Source organism: Methylorubrum extorquens (genome assembly GCF_024169925.1).
Lineage (GTDB): Bacteria > Pseudomonadota > Alphaproteobacteria > Rhizobiales > Beijerinckiaceae > Methylobacterium > Methylobacterium extorquens_A.
On sequence record NZ_JALJXF010000001.1, the window covers coordinates 1,192,613 to 1,208,232 of the forward strand.

General features: G+C 69.7%; 14 protein-coding genes. 1 reads left to right on the top strand and 13 read right to left on the bottom strand.

Annotation, left to right across the window (positions count from 1 at the left end; genetic code table 11):
• Positions 1–329: 329 nt before the first annotated feature.
• The 4 genes from J2W78_RS05880 to J2W78_RS05895 form a co-directional block, all read right to left on the bottom strand.
• Positions 330–542 (bottom strand): DUF4287 domain-containing protein, encoded by a 213-nt coding sequence (locus J2W78_RS05880; protein WP_253368845.1) that lies wholly within the window; start codon positions 540–542, stop codon positions 330–332.
• Positions 543–761: 219 nt separating this feature from the next.
• Positions 762–3,965, bottom strand: a complete 3,204-nt coding sequence (locus J2W78_RS05885; RefSeq protein ID WP_253368847.1) for an error-prone DNA polymerase — start codon at positions 3,963–3,965, stop codon at positions 762–764.
• Positions 3,962–5,464, bottom strand: a complete 1,503-nt coding sequence (locus J2W78_RS05890) for a DNA polymerase Y family protein (RefSeq protein WP_253368849.1) — start codon at positions 5,462–5,464, stop codon at positions 3,962–3,964. The genes J2W78_RS05885 and J2W78_RS05890 overlap by 4 nt, the downstream gene beginning before the upstream one ends.
• The gene (locus J2W78_RS05895; RefSeq protein WP_253368851.1) at positions 5,379–6,140 is read right to left on the bottom strand and encodes an ImuA family protein; all 762 of its coding nucleotides are present in this window, start codon (positions 6,138–6,140) and stop codon (positions 5,379–5,381) included. Before J2W78_RS05895 ends, J2W78_RS05890 begins: the two co-directional genes overlap by 86 nt.
• Positions 6,141–6,531: 391 nt before the next feature.
• Here J2W78_RS05895 and J2W78_RS05900 point away from each other — a divergent pair, with 391 nt between their 5' ends.
• Positions 6,532–6,936 (top strand): response regulator, encoded by a 405-nt coding sequence (locus tag J2W78_RS05900; protein ID WP_253368853.1) that lies wholly within the window; start codon positions 6,532–6,534, stop codon positions 6,934–6,936.
• A gap of 119 nt (positions 6,937–7,055) precedes the next feature.
• Here the strand turns inward: J2W78_RS05900 and J2W78_RS05905 are convergent, their stop codons facing one another.
• The 9 genes from J2W78_RS05905 to J2W78_RS05945 all read right to left on the bottom strand — a co-directional run bounded on the left by J2W78_RS05905 (position 7,056) and on the right by J2W78_RS05945 (position 15,468).
• Entirely contained in the window at positions 7,056–7,517 is a 462-nt protein-coding gene (locus tag J2W78_RS05905) for a peptidylprolyl isomerase (RefSeq protein ID WP_253368855.1), read from the bottom strand.
• A gap of 3 nt (positions 7,518–7,520) precedes the next feature.
• Entirely contained in the window at positions 7,521–7,967 is a 447-nt protein-coding gene (locus J2W78_RS05910) for a hypothetical protein (RefSeq protein ID WP_253368857.1), read from the bottom strand.
• A 68-nt stretch (positions 7,968–8,035) separates the two neighbouring features.
• A complete protein-coding gene (locus J2W78_RS05915) occupies positions 8,036–8,578 on the bottom strand; it encodes a peptidylprolyl isomerase (RefSeq protein WP_253368859.1) in 543 nt (180 codons plus the stop codon).
• Between the two features lie 25 nt (positions 8,579–8,603).
• On the bottom strand, positions 8,604–9,107 hold the full coding sequence (gene coaD, locus J2W78_RS05920) for a pantetheine-phosphate adenylyltransferase (protein ID WP_253368861.1): 504 nt from the start codon (positions 9,105–9,107) through the stop codon (positions 8,604–8,606).
• Between the two features lie 140 nt (positions 9,108–9,247).
• On the bottom strand, positions 9,248–10,072 hold the full coding sequence (locus tag J2W78_RS05925; RefSeq protein ID WP_253368863.1) for an outer membrane protein: 825 nt from the start codon (positions 10,070–10,072) through the stop codon (positions 9,248–9,250).
• A gap of 220 nt (positions 10,073–10,292) precedes the next feature.
• Positions 10,293–13,028: a DNA gyrase subunit A gene (gyrA, locus tag J2W78_RS05930; RefSeq protein ID WP_253368865.1), complete on the bottom strand. Its 2,736-nt coding sequence runs from the start codon at positions 13,026–13,028 to the stop codon at positions 10,293–10,295.
• A 310-nt stretch (positions 13,029–13,338) separates the two neighbouring features.
• A complete protein-coding gene (mobA, locus tag J2W78_RS05935; protein WP_301288715.1) occupies positions 13,339–13,938 on the bottom strand; it encodes a molybdenum cofactor guanylyltransferase MobA in 600 nt (199 codons plus the stop codon).
• A 29-nt stretch (positions 13,939–13,967) separates the two neighbouring features.
• On the bottom strand, positions 13,968–15,104 hold the full coding sequence (locus J2W78_RS05940; RefSeq protein WP_253368866.1) for an Mrp/NBP35 family ATP-binding protein: 1,137 nt from the start codon (positions 15,102–15,104) through the stop codon (positions 13,968–13,970).
• A 91-nt stretch (positions 15,105–15,195) separates the two neighbouring features.
• Positions 15,196–15,468: a hypothetical protein gene (locus J2W78_RS05945; protein ID WP_253373977.1), complete on the bottom strand. Its 273-nt coding sequence runs from the start codon at positions 15,466–15,468 to the stop codon at positions 15,196–15,198.
• Between the last annotated feature and the right edge of the window lie 152 nt (positions 15,469–15,620).

Consider the following 15,620-nt stretch of genomic DNA (forward strand, 5'->3'; position numbering starts at 1 on the left):
GAAACGGACCTTTTCTGCGCGGTGGCCCGAGCCAGACCGCGCCCGTTCGCAGGATCATCGTGGCCCCTCGCGCTCGAGCTAACCCGGCGGCCGGCCTTCCTGTTCTCGATCCATCGACCGGGGGGGGTGCTGCGGTCCGCGAGGGATGGCGGGGATCGAGCCTTGCTCGCACAGGCATGCCGGTTCGCCACCGCGGCCTGAGTGCCGCGAAGTGGTCCCGAAAAGGAAGCACGCGTGCTGCAGAGCGTCGGTCGAGGCCGCCGCTTCGCGTTGGCACCTCGGGGTCAGGGGGCGGGCCGCAAACGATGAGGGATCGCCCCGGCGAGCGATCAGCTCCGTTCCGCCGCGAGGACGTGCGCCACGATCGCGTTGGCGTGCCCGTGCCCCATGCCGTGGTCCGTCTTCAACATCGCGACCAAGTCCATGTGCTTGGCCGGAAGCCTCTTGCGCACGATCTCCTGCCACGCGCCGATGGGACGCCCATACGTCTTCTCGATGGACGGAAAGTATGAGGCCGGTCCCTTGATCGGTTCAGCGGACATGTCGAGACAGGCTCCGGGCGAGGCGGGCTGAGGGCATCCGTCACGGACGGCCCGTGCCGCGGAGCCATCTACGGGGCGAGACGGGTCGCGCGTCAACGCCCCGCGTTAGAGCATCGTCCCGAAAGGTGGCCGCCAGCTTTCGGAAAAGACGATGCAAAGACAAAAGCTTAAAGCATCGTCCTGGATCCGATATCCAGGACGATGCTTTAGGTGTCGAGCCTACCGGAAATTCCGCGCCCGCACCGGCAGCGCGGCCTCACGCGGATCGGGGCGGACGCTCTGGCCGGTCTCGTCGCCGCGGCCGGTGCGCAGGGCGATCGGCGCCTCGTCGATCCGCTGCAGCAGGCCGGAGCGGTCGAACAGCTCCGCGGCCACGAGGTGGATCACCGCGCCGACCCGCTGCACCCGTCCGCGGCAGGCCATCAACCGGGCGCCGAGCACGACCCGGCGCTGCCGGTCGAACAGCTCGGGGCGGACGATCAGGTTGGCGATGCCGGTCTCGTCTTCCAGGGTCATGAACATCGTGCCCTTGGCCGAGCCCGGCCGCTGGCGCATCAGAACGATCCCGGCGACGACGATCTGCGCCCCGTTGTCCGCCCGCTCGAGTGCCGCGCAGGGTCGTGCGCCCAGATTGGTGAGGGTCTCGCGCAGGAAGGCGAGGGGGTGCGCGCGCAGGCTGAGGCCCTTGGCGCAGTAATCGGCGACGACCTCGCCGCCCGCGCTCATCGTCGGCAGCGATACGGCGGGTTCGGCCGTCTGTGCCGGCTCGGCCTGCATCGGTGCGGACAGGGCGGCGAAGAGCGGCAGGGGATCGGGCCGCAGGGCCTTGACCGCCCAGGCGGCCTCGCGCCGGTTGAGGCCGAGCGAGCGGAAGGCGTCGGCCCGCACGAGGCAGGTGAGGCTCGCCGCCGGCAGGCCGGTCCGGTCCGCCAGCTCGGGCAGGGAGGCGAAGGACCGCCCGCCGCGTGCCGCCGCGAGACGCTGTCCGTCCCGCTCGGGCAGGCCGCTCGCGAGGCGCAGGCCGAGCCGCACCGCGAAGAGTTTTCGGCCCTTACCGAGCGATTCCAGGGTGCAGTCCCATTGCGAAGAATTCACGTCGAGGGGGCGGATCTCGACGCCGTGGGCGCGGGCGTCGCGCACGATCTGCGCGGGGGCGTAGAAGCCCATCGGCTGCGCGTTCAGCAACGCGGCACAGAACACATCCGGATGGTGGCACTTCATCCACGAGGAGGCATAGGCCAACAGCGCGAAGGAGGCGGCGTGGCTCTCGGGAAAGCCGTAGGAGCCGAAGCCTTCGAGCTGCTTGAAGGTGCGCTCGGCAAAGTCGCGGGCGTAGCCGTTGGCGACCATGCCCTCGACGAGGCGGTTCTGGAAGCGGTGGACGCCGCCGGTGAACTTGAAGGTCGCCATCGAGCGGCGCAGCTCGTCCGCTTCCGTGGCGGAGAAGCCGGCGCCGACCATCGCCACCTGCATCGCCTGCTCCTGGAATAGCGGCACGCCGAGGGTCTTCTCCAAGACCGCCCTCAGTTCCGGCGTCGGGTAGGTGACCTCTTCGAGACCCTCGCGGCGGCGCAGATAGGGGTGGACCATGTCGCCCTGGATCGGGCCGGGGCGCACGATCGCCACCTCGATCACGAGATCGTAGAACTCTCTGGGCTTCATCCGCGGCAGCATCGCCATCTGGGCGCGACTCTCGATCTGGAACACGCCCAGCGTGTCGGCGCGCCGGATCATCGCGAAGGTCGGCTCATCCTTTGAGGGGATCGAGGCGAGGTCGTGCGGATCGTTCTTGACCTCGGCCAAGAGGTCGAAGGCGCGGCGCAGGCAGCCGAGCATGCCGAGCCCGAGCACGTCGACCTTCATGAACTTGAGGGCGTCGATGTCGTCCTTGTCCCACTCGATGACCTGACGGTCGGCCATGGCCGCGGGCTCGACCGGGACCAGCTCGTCGAGCCGGTCGAGGGTCAGGACGAAGCCGCCGGGATGCTGCGAGAGGTGGCGCGGCGTGCCGATGAGTTCGCGAGCGATCTCCAGGGTCAGGCGCAGGCGCCGGTCCTCGGGGTTGAGGTTGAGTTCGCGCAATTCGCGCTCGCCGACGCCCTCGCTGCTCCAGCTCCAGGTCATGCGGTTGAGGGCGCCGGTCATGTCCTCGGGCAGGCCCATCACCTTGCCGACCTCGCGGAGCGCCCCACGCGAGCGGAAGCGGCTGACGATGGCAGTCAGCGCCGAGCGGTGGCGTCCGTAGGTTTCAAAGATCCACTGGATCACCTCCTCGCGGCGCTCGTGCTCGAAATCGACGTCGATGTCGGGCGGCTCGCGGCGCGCTTCCGACACGAAGCGCTCGAACAGCAGGTTCTGCCGCGTCGGATCGATCGAGGTAATGCCGAGACAGAAGCAGACCGCGGAATTGGCCGCCGAGCCGCGCCCCTGGCACAGGATTTTTTCGCGATTGGCGAAGGCGACGATGGATTCGACCGTGAGAAAGTAGGGGGCGTAGGCCAGCCGCCCGATGAGGCCGAGTTCGTGGTGCAATTGGCGGGTCACAGGCTCCGGTACGCCGGCCGGATAGCGCCGCGCCGCGCCGGCCCAGGTCAGGCCTTCCAGACGCTCCTGCGGCGAGAGCCCGTCCTCGCGGCTTTCCGTCGGGTAGGTGTAGGCGAGGTCGTCCAGCGAGAAGGTGCAGGCCGCCGCGATCTCAGCCGTTCGCGCCAGCGCCTCGGGAAAGCGCGCGAACAGGCGCGCGGTCTCGGCCGGGGCCTTGAGGAAGCGGTCGGCGTGGCGCTCCTTGGCGAACCCCGCCCGGTCGATGGTCAGCCCGAGCCGGATGCAAGCCACCACGTCCTGCAGCCGGCGCCGCCCCGCGACATGGTAGAGGATGTCGCCGGTGGCGACGACCGGCACCCGCGCGGCGCGGGCGGCGGCGGCCAAAGCGTCGAGCCGGTCCGCGTCGTCGGGGCGGAAGCGGCGCGTCAGCGCGAGGGAGGCACGGGCACCAAACAGGCTCTTGAGGCGCACGAGATCGTTCGGCAGCGCCGGCCCCGGATGCTCGGCGAGCAGGATCGCGAAAAGCCCCTCCTGCCACGCCTCCAGATCGCGCCATGTCAGGCGGCAGCGGCCCTTGCCGCCCCTGGCCTTGCCCAGACTGAGCAGGCGGCTGAGCCGGCCGTAGGCGGCCCGGTCGGTGGGGTAGACGAGGAGCGGCGAAGCCAGGTCGTCGAGGTCGAGCCGGCAGCCGACCACGAGGCGCACGCCCGTCACCTTCGCCGCCTGATGCGCCCGCACCATTCCGGCGAGCGAGCCGTGGTCGGTCACGCCCACAGCCGGGATGCCGAGCAGGCTGGCGGCCGCGAACAATTCCTCCGGGCTCGAGGCGCCACGCAGGAAGGAGAAGTGCGTCGTGACCTGAAGCTCCGGCGTGCTCACGCCTCGCCGAGCCCGTGCAGCCACCAGCGCCCGTTGGCCTCCACCGGCGCATCGCGAAAAAGCCAGAAGCGCTCGCCGGCCTCCGTCTCGACCCGGTAATAGTCGCGGGTCAGCGCGGCCTCCGCGTCTGCCACCCACCACTCGCCGAGGATGCGCTCCGGCCCGTCGGCCCGCGCGATGCGATGGCGGGTGTTGCGCCAGACGAAGAACAGCGGCGGCGCGTCGGGGATCTCGGCCATCGCCGTGACCGGCTCCGGCGGCGCCAGGAGGCGGGCCGGGCGCGGCAGGTCGGCGGGCCAGAGTGCGCCGAGGGGAGCAGCCAGAGCCGGCACCCGGCGCACCGCCCGCTCGGGCAGGTCGCTCTCCACCGGTTCCAGCCGATAGACGCGGGCGGCGCCGAGGCGCACCAGCAGGGTATCGACCAGGGCGGCGAGGTCCGGCGCCTGCGGGCCGGCGGCGAGATGGGTGGCTTGGCGCTCGGCCAGAGGCTCGACCCGCGAGGCGGAGAGCACCGCTTCCTCGATACCGAAGCCGGGATCGATCAGCGCGAGGCGCTCAGTGAGCAGCCGGGCGAGGTGGGCGGCGTCGCGGCTCGGCCCCGCCGTGCCGATGCGGATCGCCTGATCGAGGCGATCGACGCGGGCGAAGACGAGGTCGAGCCGGCGCGCGCCGAGGCCGCGCCGTTCCAGTTCCGGCACGAGCCGGGCGCAGAGGTCGGCGACGACCCGTTGCAGGCTCTCATGGGCGCCGACCGGCTCGGCGAAGCGCAGGGCCACCCGCGGCGTCTCCGGCGCGGCAAGCGCCGTCAGCGGCTCCGGCGCATGCCCGAGCGCCCGGTCGAGCCGGAACAGGATCTCGGCACCGAAGCGCAGCCGCAAGGCCGCCCGCGGCTTGTCGCCGAGTTGGCCGATGCGGGTGAGGCCGACATCCTGCAGCGCCCGCACGGCCTCGAAGCCGAGCCGGAGCGCCGCCACCGGCAGGGGGGCCAGCACCCGCGGCGCGTCTCCGGAGGGCACGATTCCCCCCTCGCCGAAGCGGGCCACACCCCAGGCGCAGCCTGGCGTGTCGGCGAGCGCGAGCCGCGCCAGGATGCCCGTTCGCTCCAGGCGCGCGGAGAGGTCGGCGAGCAGCGGGGCCTCGCCGCCGTGGAGATGGGCGGCGCCGGTGATGTCGATCAGCAGCCCGTCGGGCGGATCGAGCGCGACGATCGGCGCGTAGCGCTGGCACCACAGGCCGAGCCGCGCCAGCGCCGCGGCATCCGCCTCGGGATCGGCGGGGACGAGGTAGAGGCCCGGCACCATTGCGCCGGCATGGGCTGCGCTCATGCCCGGTCGCAGGCCGAGGCGGCGGGCAGCGGCGTCCACGTCGGCGAGCCCGCGCCGGGCACCGTCCTGCGCCACGGTGGCAAGCGGCTCATCCGGAGGCGCGGCGCTGGACCCGCTCCGGCGCAGCCGGTCGGTCGGCCAAGCCGGCAGGTACAGCGAGACGACCCTGCGCATCGCAAGCCTCCACGATCCAAGCCCCCGGCGCCCCACCCCGGCAGCGCTGCAAGTCGAGCCGCCAGCGCGGCCGGCCCATGCGACGGTTCGTTCCTTCAGAGGGGGCGGGCGCCACCCGCCAGCGGGTTCGCGCGGCGGAGGGCTCCGGCTCGACGGCCTCGCCCGCGCAGAGGCGGTGCACGACGAGCGCGGTAACGCCCGAGCCCTCCGCCGCGAGTTGGAGCCGGCGGGAGGGGGTGAGCGTCATGCGGGTCAGTTCGCCGACGACGCCGGCCAGCCCGCGATGGCGCAGGCCCTCCTCCATGGCGGGCAGCACCTCGGCATCCCGCCACGTCTCGCAATAGACCACCCGGTCGGGATGCAGCCCGACCCGGGCGAGGGCGGGCGCGAACAGGTCTCGGCTGTGCAGGCACCACAGCACCGGCCCGTCGAGCCGGGCGAGGATGCCGCCGGCAAACAGCACGGCGGTGGCGGCGTAACGCCCGCGCGGGCCGCCCTCATGGATCTGGTGGAGCGCCCCGAGGGCCAGCCCGCCACCGGGCAAAGCCGCGTCGAGCCCCGCAACCCCGAAGGGGAGGGCGCGAGGGTCCGCCGGCTCGCTGCCGGTCCCGGCACGGTCCGTCAGGCGGCGAAGCGCGTCCAGCGTCGGCACGTCGTGGGAGCGGAGAGGGGGCATGGGCCTGGGTTCGGGAGGGTTTGAGGGTGCCGTTCAGAACAAACAGTGAACACACCTGAGCCGTAACCCGTCAACCGCTCTTGCGTTGCCATCCCTGTTGAAAATGCGGATTTTATTCCGGTCGCGCCCTTGACCCCGGTTCGGCGGGCCGGCGACGTACCAAGCCCTGCACGCAGAGCGGGTGCGACGGCTTATCTCACGCAAATCCGCATGCCGACTCGACCCGAGAGCAACAAATCCGGGCGCTGTTGCCCTTGAACGACAGACGTTTGCCCGCGCTGTCCTATCGTATTGTCTGCCGGGGACTTTGCCGGAGGATGTCGTATGGGATGCGCAATCTGCGTCTTTCCCGCGAGCTCTCTAGATTTATCAGGGTCATGAGTGACCAGTCATGAGTGACGCACGACCCACAGGCCACCGGCCCGTCATTCTCGTCGTCGAGGATGAACCCGATGAGCGCTACCTCGCGGCCGAGCTGCTGGAGGAGAAGGGCTTCGAGGTCATCGAGGCCGAGACGGCCGAGCGTGCGCTCGACATCCTGCACCAGCGGGGCGACGGGATCGACGTGGTGTTCTCGGACGTGCGCACGCCGGGCACGATCGGCGGCTTCGAACTCGCGCGGATCATCGGCGTGACGTGGCCGCGCATCCGCCTGCTGCTGACCTCAGGCGACGCGGGCGACCAGCCGAGCGACCTGCGCGTCACCGCGACCTTCATGCCCAAGCCCTGGCGGGCACCGGAAATTTTGACGTGGCTCGAAGAGGCCGCGGGGCTCAGGGAGCCGCCGGAGGGCTAGAGCATCGTCCCGAAAGGTGGCCATCGGCTTTCGGAAAAGACGATGCAAAAACAAAAATCTAGAGCATCGCGACATTAGACGCCCCTCTCCCCGCATACGAGGAGAGGGGGAAAACCGGCTTACGCCGCCGCGACGGTCGCCTTCACGATCCGGTCCGGATCGCGCACGGGCTCGCCGCGCTTGATCGTGTCGACCACTTCCATGCCCTCGATCACCTTGCCCCATACCGTGTACTGGCGGTCGAGGAAGCGCGCGTCGGAGAAGCAGACGAAGAACTGCGAATTCGCCGAGTGCGGGAAGTTGGTGCGCGCCATCGAGCAGGTGCCGCGCACGTGCGGCTCGGCGTTGAACTCGGCGTTGAGGTCGGGCAGCTCCGAGCCGCCCGAACCGGTGCCGGTCGGGTCGCCGGTCTGGGCCATGAAGCCGTCGATGACGCGGTGGAACGGCACGCCGTCGTAGAAGCCCTGGGTCGTCAGTGTCTTGATCCGCTCGACGTGGTTGGGGGCGAGGTCGGCGCGCAGCGCGATGACGACGCGGCCCTTGGTGGTCTCAAGGACGATGGTCTCGTTCGTCTCTGCCATGAGTTAAATTCCCTGTCCTTTAGGTCCGTCGTAGATGAAGCGCAGCGCCAGGGGGCGCCCCGCGATGGCTCCGCCGAGAGCCGGGGTGAGCCGGACCGGCGTGCAGCGGGCGATCGCATCGAGCGTCGCCCGAATCAGGATGTCCCGGGCTCTCGCATCGCCCGGCGTCTTCGCAAACGGAGTCTTGGCGAAGGTGATCTGCGGCGTACCGATCACCGAGCCATCCCGGCGCAGAGAGAGACGCGCCGTGATCTCCGCGCGCTCGAACCGGCTGAGCCCTTCGGGCGCCTTCCAGCAGGCGGCCAGCGCCGGGTAGAGCGCCTTCAAGGTATCGGCCGGGGCCGCCGCCGTGTCACCGGCGGGCAGCGGCACATGCTGCGTACCCCGGAAGGTTTGGGGCAGGGTGCGCCAGGGTTCAATGCCGCCGAACGCATCGGCCTCGCCCGCCATGATCGAGGCGATCGGGGCAAGGTAGGCCGCGAGGATGCAGACCCCGCGGCGCGATGGCCGGCGGGCCGCTATTGGCCGCCTCCGGCGAGCGTCATCTTCACGATCTTGTCGGGGTTCTGCACGGAGCCGTTATCGGCCTTGGAGCCCTTCTTGATCTTGTCGACCACGTCCATGCCCGAGGTGACGACGCCGACGACGGTGTAGTTGTTGTTCAGGAAGTCCGCGTCGCCGAGGCAGATGAAGAACTGCGAGTTGGCCGAATTCGGGCTGCCCGAGCGGGCCATGCCGACCGTGCCACGCTTGAACGGCGCGGAAGAGAACTCGGCGGGGATGTTGGGCAGGCTGGAGCCGCCGGTGCCGTTGCCCTTGGGATCACCCGTCTGGACCATGAAGCCGTCGATGACGCGGTGGAACTTCAGGCCGTCGTAGAAGCCTTGGCCGATCAGCGTCTTGAGCTGCTTGACGTGCTTGGGTGCGATCTCCGGGCGCAGTTCGATCGTGACCCGCCCGTCCTTGGTCTCGAGCGTCACGGTGTTCTCGCCGGCCCGCGCCGGGGCGGCGAAGAGCATGGCGGAGAGGGCGAGTCCGAGGACGGCGTGGCGGCGATTCATGCGGGCGAAAGCTCCGTAGTGGGGATCAGGATTTGCCAAAGCGAGCGGCAAGCTGCGCGGCGACGACCGGCGGCACGAAGGGGGAGACGTCGCCGCCCATCGCCGCGATCTGGCGCACCAGGGTGGCGGTGATCGGGCGCACGCCGGTGGAGGCGGGCAGGAACACGGTCTGGACCTCGGGCGCCATCGCGCCGTTCATGCCGGCGAGTTGCATCTCGTAATCGAGGTCGGTGCCGTCGCGCAGCCCCCGGATGAACAGGCGCGCCCCGCAGCGACGGGCGGCCGTGACGGCGAGATCGTCGAAGGTGACGACCTCCAGGCTCGCACCCTCGGCCGCAGCCAGCGGCTCGCAGGTCTCGCGCAGAAGGGCGGCGCGCTCCTCGGCCGTGAACAGCGGCGCCTTGCCGGGATGCACGCCGATGGCCAGCACCAGCCGCGGCACGAGGCGGCAGGCCTGTCGCACCACGTCGAGATGGCCGTTGGTGACCGGATCGAAGGAACCGGCGTAGAGCGCTGTACGGGTCGTCACGGGAACGGGCCTAGAGCATTTTTCCCGCGAACGGAACCGCCGCCAACAGAAACGGGCGCCCCGGAGGGCGCCCGCTCGAACGAGATGGTGTCGGCATCGAAGGCCCCGGTCGAACCGGAGCGCTCAGCCGGCCCTCCGGCTTAATAGGAGCCGAACCCGAAATTCAGGCCGACGCGGGCCAGAGCGCCCTCCGTGCGGGATTCGAGATTGTAGCCGACGCCGGGGCCGCCCGTGCTGCGGATCAGCACCGTGCGGCTGCCGAGGTCGTAGCGCAGATACTCGGCCTTGACCGTCATCTGCAGGGACCCCGTGAGATCCAGGAAGGAATTGGCCGGGATCGCGTACTCGATACCGCCGCCGTAGGCGTAGCCGGTCTCGAGGCCGGAGCGGGCACCGGCATAGGTGATCGGCGTTCCCGTGCGGAAGACCGCGGCCGACGTGGCGGTGCCGTAGGCGAAGCCGCCGGTGCCGTAGACCAGGACGCGGTCGAAGGCGTAGCCGATACGGCCGCGCACGGTGCCGAGGAAGTCGAGGTCGGCGGCGTAGACGTTGCGGAGGACGTTCGGGTTGAGGGCGGGGTTGAAGATCGTCTCGGTGCGGCTGCGCGCCAGGTCGAGATACTGCGCGTCGGTCTCGAAGCCGAAGACGAAACCGGTGCCCGGCGTGAGCTGGAAGTTGTAGCCGGCCTGGCCACCGATGCTGAACCCGTCCTGCGGCAAGGCGACGTTCGCGCGGCGCAGGCCGCCGGTCACGTTGGCCTGGAGCGCACCGATCCCGGTGGTCCGCAGGGTGTCGCTCTCGGTGTAGGCGTAGCCGCCGTTGGGGCCGAAATAGGCGCCCGTCCAGGCGAAGACGGGGACCGGGGTGAAGACCGGCGCCTCAGCGCGGCGCGGCAGGTCGGCGGCCAGCGCGGTTCCGGAAAGGAGGACGCCCGCGAGGCCGGAGAGGATCAGGGAGTTGCGCAAGGCTCGAACCGAAGGTGTGAGGAAAGCCGCACTTTCTCTACCGGCGGTTGGGCACGGAAACTATGATATAACGGCAACAGTTATATTGAGACGACAACACCGCGTCATGACTTGAAGCGAATACTGTAATTCCGAAAATAATCCCGTATCACAAAATTTTGATCAGCATCGCCCGCCGAGCTGCGGAGGGGGCCTGTTCGGCCCCTCCGCAGCCCTTCGATCAGGCGGCCTCTTCGCCGTCGCCGTTGTCGTCTTCGCCCTCGATGTGCTCCACCGAGACGACACGCTCGGCCTTGTCGGTGTTGAACACCGTCACGCCCTGCGAGGCGCGGCCGACGATGCGGATGTCGTCCACCGGCACGCGGATGAGCTGGCCGGCATTGGTGACCAGCATGATCTGGTCCGAGGCCTCCACGGGGAAGGAGGCGACGAGGTTGCCGTTGCGGGCGTTGACCCGCATCGCCGTGATGCCTTTGCCGCCGCGGCCCGAGGTCCGGTACTCGTACGACGAAGAGCGCTTGCCGAAGCCGCGATCGGACAGGGTCAGCACGAACTGCTCCGCGGCGCCCATCTCGTTGTAGCGCTCCAGCGAGATCGCCGTGGCCTCCGGGGTCTCCTCGGCCTCGGCCGGCTCGGCCTCCGCCTCGCCCGCATCGCCGATCACGGCCCGGCGCATCTTCAGGTAGCCGGCCCGCTCCTCGGGCGAGGCGTCGAAGGCGTTGAGGATCGCCATCGAGATGACTTTGTCGTCTTTGCCCAGGTTGATCCCGCGCACGCCGGTCGAGTCGCGGCCCTTGAAGACGCGCACATCCTCGACGGGGAAGCGGATGCACTGGCCGAGGGCGGTGGTCAGCAGAACGTTCTGCTCCGGCCGGCAGATCTCGACATGGACGATGTGATCGCCCGGATCGAGCTTCATCGCGATCTTGCCGTTGCGGTTCACGGTCGTGAAGTCCGACAGCTTGTTGCGGCGGACATTGCCGGAGGCGGTGGCGAACATCACGTCGAGCGTATCCCAGGACGTCTCGTCCTCGGGCAGCGGCATGATGGTCGAGATGCGCTCGCCCTCGTTCTGCAGGTGCAGGATGTTGACGAGCGCCTTGCCGCGCGCGTTCGGAGCGGCCATCGGCAAGCGCCAGACCTTCTCCTTGTAGGCCTGGCCCTGGTCGGAGAAGAACAGCACCGGGGTGTGGGTCGAGGCCACGAACAGCCGGGTGACGAAATCCTCGTCGCGCGTGCTCATGCCGGAGCGGCCCTTGCCGCCGCGGCGCTGCGACCGGTAGGTCGAGAGCGGCACGCGTTTGACGTAGCCGGCATGGGACACGGTCACGACCATGTCCTCGCGGGCGATCAGATCCTCGTCCTCGACGCTGAAATCGGAATCGATGATCTCGGTCTTGCGCGGGGTGGCGAAGAGCGCGCGCACCTCGGCGAGTTCCGTCTTCACGATCGCCTGGATGCGGACCCGCGAGCGCAGGATGTCGAGGTAGTCGGCGATCTCGTCGGCGAGCTTCTTCAGCTCGTCGCCGACCTCGTCGCGGCCCAGGGCGGTGAGGCGCTGCAGGCGCAGGTCGAGGATCGCGCGGGCCTGGATCTCCGAGAGCCGGTAGGTGCCGTCCTCGGCCACGCGGTAGCGCGGATCGTCCACCAGCGCGATCAAGGGGGCAATGTCGTGGGCCGGCCAGTCGCGGGCCATCAAGGCCTCGCGGGCGGTGTTCGGGTCCGGCGAGGTCCGGATCAGGCGGATCACCTCGTCGATATTGGCGACCGCGATGGCCAGACCGCACAAGACGTGGGCGCGCTCGCGCGCCTTGTTCAGCAGGAACTTGGTGCGCCGGGAGACGACCTCCTCGCGGAAGTCGTTGAAGGCGAGCAGCAGGTCCTTCAGGTTCATCAGCTCGGGGCGACCGCCGTTCAGCGCCACCATGTTGCAGCCGAACGAGGATTGCAGCGGCGTGTAGCGGTAGAGCTGGTTCAGCACGACCTCGGCCATGGCATCGCGCTTGATCTCGACGACGATGCGCATGCCGTCGCGGTCGGATTCGTCGCGCAGGTCCGAGATGCCCTCGACGCGCTTCTCCTTGACGAGTTCGGCGATCTTCTCGACCAGCGTCGCCTTGTTCACCTGATACGGGATCTCGGTGAAGATCAGCGCCTCGCGCTCCTTGCGCAGTTCCTCGACATGCGACTTCGCCCGCATGATGATCGAGCCGCGGCCCGTCGCGTAGGCCTGCCGCGTGCCCGCGCGGCCGAGGATCAGGCCACCGGTCGGGAAGTCGGGACCGGGCACGATCTCGTTGAGCGCCTCGATGGTCAGGCTCGGATCGTCGATGAGGGCGATGCAGGCGTCGATCAGCTCGCCGAGATTGTGCGGCGGGATGTTGGTGGCCATGCCCACCGCGATGCCGCCCGCGCCGTTGACCAAGAGGTTCGGGAAGCGGGCCGGCAGGACGGTCGGCTCCTCGTGCTCCCCGTCGTAGTTCGCCTGGAAATCGACGGTGTTCTTGTCGATGTCCGAGAGGAGCGCGCTGGCGGGCTTGGCCAGACGCGATTCGGTGTAGCGCATGGCCGCGGCCGGATCGCCGTCGACCGAGCCGAAATTGCCCTGCCCGTCGATGAGCATCAGGCGCATCGAGAAGTCCTGGGCCATGCGGACCAAGGCATCGTAGATCGATTGGTCGCCGTGCGGATGGTACTTACCGATCACGTCGCCGACGATGCGGGCCGACTTGACGTAGCGGCGCTCGGGCAGGTGCCCGCTCTCGTGCGCCGCGAACAGGATGCGCCGGTGCACCGGCTTGAGGCCGTCGCGCGCATCGGGCAGCGCGCGGCTCACGATCACGCTCATCGCGTAATCGAGGTAGGACCGGCGCATCTCGTCGGTGATGGAGACGGGCTTGATGTCGGTCGCGGGCGGGGGCGTGCCGGCGCCGGGTTGGTCGTTGTCGTCTGCCAACGTCGCTCTCTCGATCTACTGTTCGTTCCGACCGGAATCGAAAAACACCGCGGACCCGGTCCCGCGGCCGATCCCACCCGCGCCTTCATCCCGAGATGCCCGCGGAATGCGGGCCTCGAAGGATCCTCCAGTTCGCGTGCGATCCCTGGAGGATCCTTCGAGGCCTTTGCTCGCGCTTCGGCACCTCGGGATGAGGGTAGGGGCAGGATAGCCGTGGCCGACCAAAGGCCGTGGTCTCAGTTACTTAAATATGAATTCCAGGGGGCTTGCACAACATCCGGGCGCCTCCCAACGGTGCGTTGCCGGCTGGTCAGGAAACCCGCGCCAGCAGCGCCTCCGCCGCGGCCAGATCCTCCGGCGCGTTGAGGTTGAGGAAGGGGTCGATCGGCTCGACCGGCCAGGAGGCCACCGCCGCCCCGTGCCGCTCGATGAAGCCGCCGACGCGCCGCTCGCCCAAAGCGAGCCAGCCACGCAGATCCTCGCGTAAGTGGATCGGCCAGAGCGCGCTGGTAAAATGGCGCCGCTCGCCCGAGGCCGCGAGCGCGATCGGCTTGCCCTCCCCCACGGCTGTCGCAACGAGCCGCGCGACGAAGTCCTCGGGCAGGAAGGGCGCGTCTCCCGGCACGCTGACGATGTGGGACAGACCCGCTGCTTCGGCGGCTTCCAGCCCGGCGAGGATGCCGGCGAGCGGCCCCGGATGGTCCGGCAGGGTGTCGGGCAGGACGGCTCCCGCGAACACCGCCCGGAAACGGGCCGGATCGCCGTTGGCGCTGAGTGCGAGCCCGCCCGCGCATTGCGGGCCGAGCCGTTCGGCGACGCGCTCCAAGAGGGTGCGTCCAGCGAGCTGGCGCAGGGGCTTGTCGCCCCCGCCCATCCGCCGCGACAGGCCGCCCGCCAGGATCAGGCCCAATGTGCCCGGACCGGAGACCGGAGAAGGCCTCACTCGATGACGATCTTCGGCGCCGCGCGGCCGACGGGTGCGCCGCTGAGGTTGGCCCAGAGTTTCTGGGCGATCTCGCGGTAGATCTTGGCCTGCGGCCCGTCCGGGTCGGTGGCGACCACGGGACGTCCGGCATCCGAGGTCTCACGGATCGCCATGGTGAGCGGGATCTCGCCGAGGAAGGGCACCTCCAGCCGCTCGGCCTCGTGGCGGGCGCCGCCATGGCCGAAGATTGCGGAAGCCGCCCCGCAATTCGGGCAGATGAAGGTCGCCATGTTCTCGATCACGCCGAGGATCGGCACCGAGACCTTGCGGAACATGGTCACGCCGCGGCGCGCGTCGATCAGCGCCAGATCCTGCGGCGTCGAGACGATGACGGCGCCCGACAGGGGCGTCGCCTGCGCCATGGTGAGTTGCGCGTCGCCGGTGCCGGGGGGCATATCCACGATGAGCACGTCGAGTTCGCCCCAGGCCACGTCGCGCAGCATCTGGGTGATGGCCGACTGCACCATCGGCCCGCGCCAGATCATCGCCGATTCCGGCTCGATCAGCAGGCCGATCGACATGGCTTTCAGCCCGTAGGCCTGGAGCGGCTCCAGGGTCTTGCCGTCGATCACCCGCGGCTTGCCGGAGAGGCCGAGAAGCTTCGGCACCGAGGGGCCGTAGATGTCGGCATCGAGCAGGCCGACCTTGAGGCCCTGCGCACTCAAGCCGAGGGCGAGGTTGCAGGCGGTGGTCGACTTGCCGACGCCGCCCTTGCCCGAGGCCACCGCCACGATGTGGCGCACGCCCGGCAGCGCATTGCCCTGGCGCGGCGGGGCGCCGGGACCTCCGACAGCGCCTGTCGCTTGACGCGGGGCCGCGCCGGGGGCTGGCGGGTTGGGGGCCCGCTCCGAGGTCAGGCTCGCGAGCACGCTCGACACGCCGGGCAGCGTCAGGACGCGGCCCTCCGCCTCGCGCCGCACCGGCTCGAAGCGCTCGGCCTCGCTCGGATCGATCAGAATCGAGAACATCACCCGATTGCCCGGGTCGATCACCACCTGCGAGAGGCGGCCGGAATCGGGCAGGGTGGTGCCGCCGCGGTCGACCGTGACGGTCGAGAGTGCCTTCAGCACGTCGTCGCGCGTGATCGCCAAAACTCGAACTCCATCGGGCGCCGGGGCGGGCCATCCCGCTCCCGACCATCTAACCACCCTCGTGGCAAACGCCAGCCTTCGGGCTATATTCTCAGCGCCGCCGCCCCGGCGGAATGGCGATCAGGTTGCACTCTTCCATGGGTCCACGCACGACCGAGCCGTCGCCGCGCCGGTAGACGCCGCGGCGCAGGTGCCGGCAGCCGACGGGGCCGCGCAGCCGATTCACCCGCTCGACATGGACGCTGCGCGCGCGCCGGTTCGAGAAGTCGTGGCCGCCGATCCGCACACCGGGGCCGAAGCGCACCTCCGCCGAGGCCGGCACCGCAGCGGCGACCAGCAGCAGGGCCAGCAGCGCAACCCTCATCTCCTTCACCCGTCACTCTCCGGCAAAGCTTCGACCCACCCCTGAACCAAGATCGAACTCGCTCGTTGTCGAGGCAATCGCCGGGCAGCGGACCATCGATCGGGGACTCAGCCGGCCCGGCTCACGCCATTGACGACAGACGGAGTACGGAT

Coding starts and splice junctions, on each gene's coding strand:
- J2W78_RS05880 (WP_253368845.1), bottom strand. CDS start 542: ATGTCCGCTGAACCGATCAAGGGACCGGCCTCATACTTTCCGTCCATC.
- J2W78_RS05890 (WP_253368849.1), bottom strand. CDS start 5,464: ATGCGCAGGGTCGTCTCGCTGTACCTGCCGGCTTGGCCGACCGACCGG.
- J2W78_RS05895 (WP_253368851.1), bottom strand. CDS start 6,140: ATGCCCCCTCTCCGCTCCCACGACGTGCCGACGCTGGACGCGCTTCGC.
- J2W78_RS05900 (WP_253368853.1), top strand. CDS start 6,532: ATGAGTGACGCACGACCCACAGGCCACCGGCCCGTCATTCTCGTCGTC.
- J2W78_RS05905 (WP_253368855.1), bottom strand. CDS start 7,517: ATGGCAGAGACGAACGAGACCATCGTCCTTGAGACCACCAAGGGCCGC.
- J2W78_RS05910 (WP_253368857.1), bottom strand. CDS start 7,967: ATGGCGGGCGAGGCCGATGCGTTCGGCGGCATTGAACCCTGGCGCACC.
- J2W78_RS05915 (WP_253368859.1), bottom strand. CDS start 8,578: ATGAATCGCCGCCACGCCGTCCTCGGACTCGCCCTCTCCGCCATGCTC.
- J2W78_RS05945 (WP_253373977.1), bottom strand. CDS start 15,468: ATGAGGGTTGCGCTGCTGGCCCTGCTGCTGGTCGCCGCTGCGGTGCCG.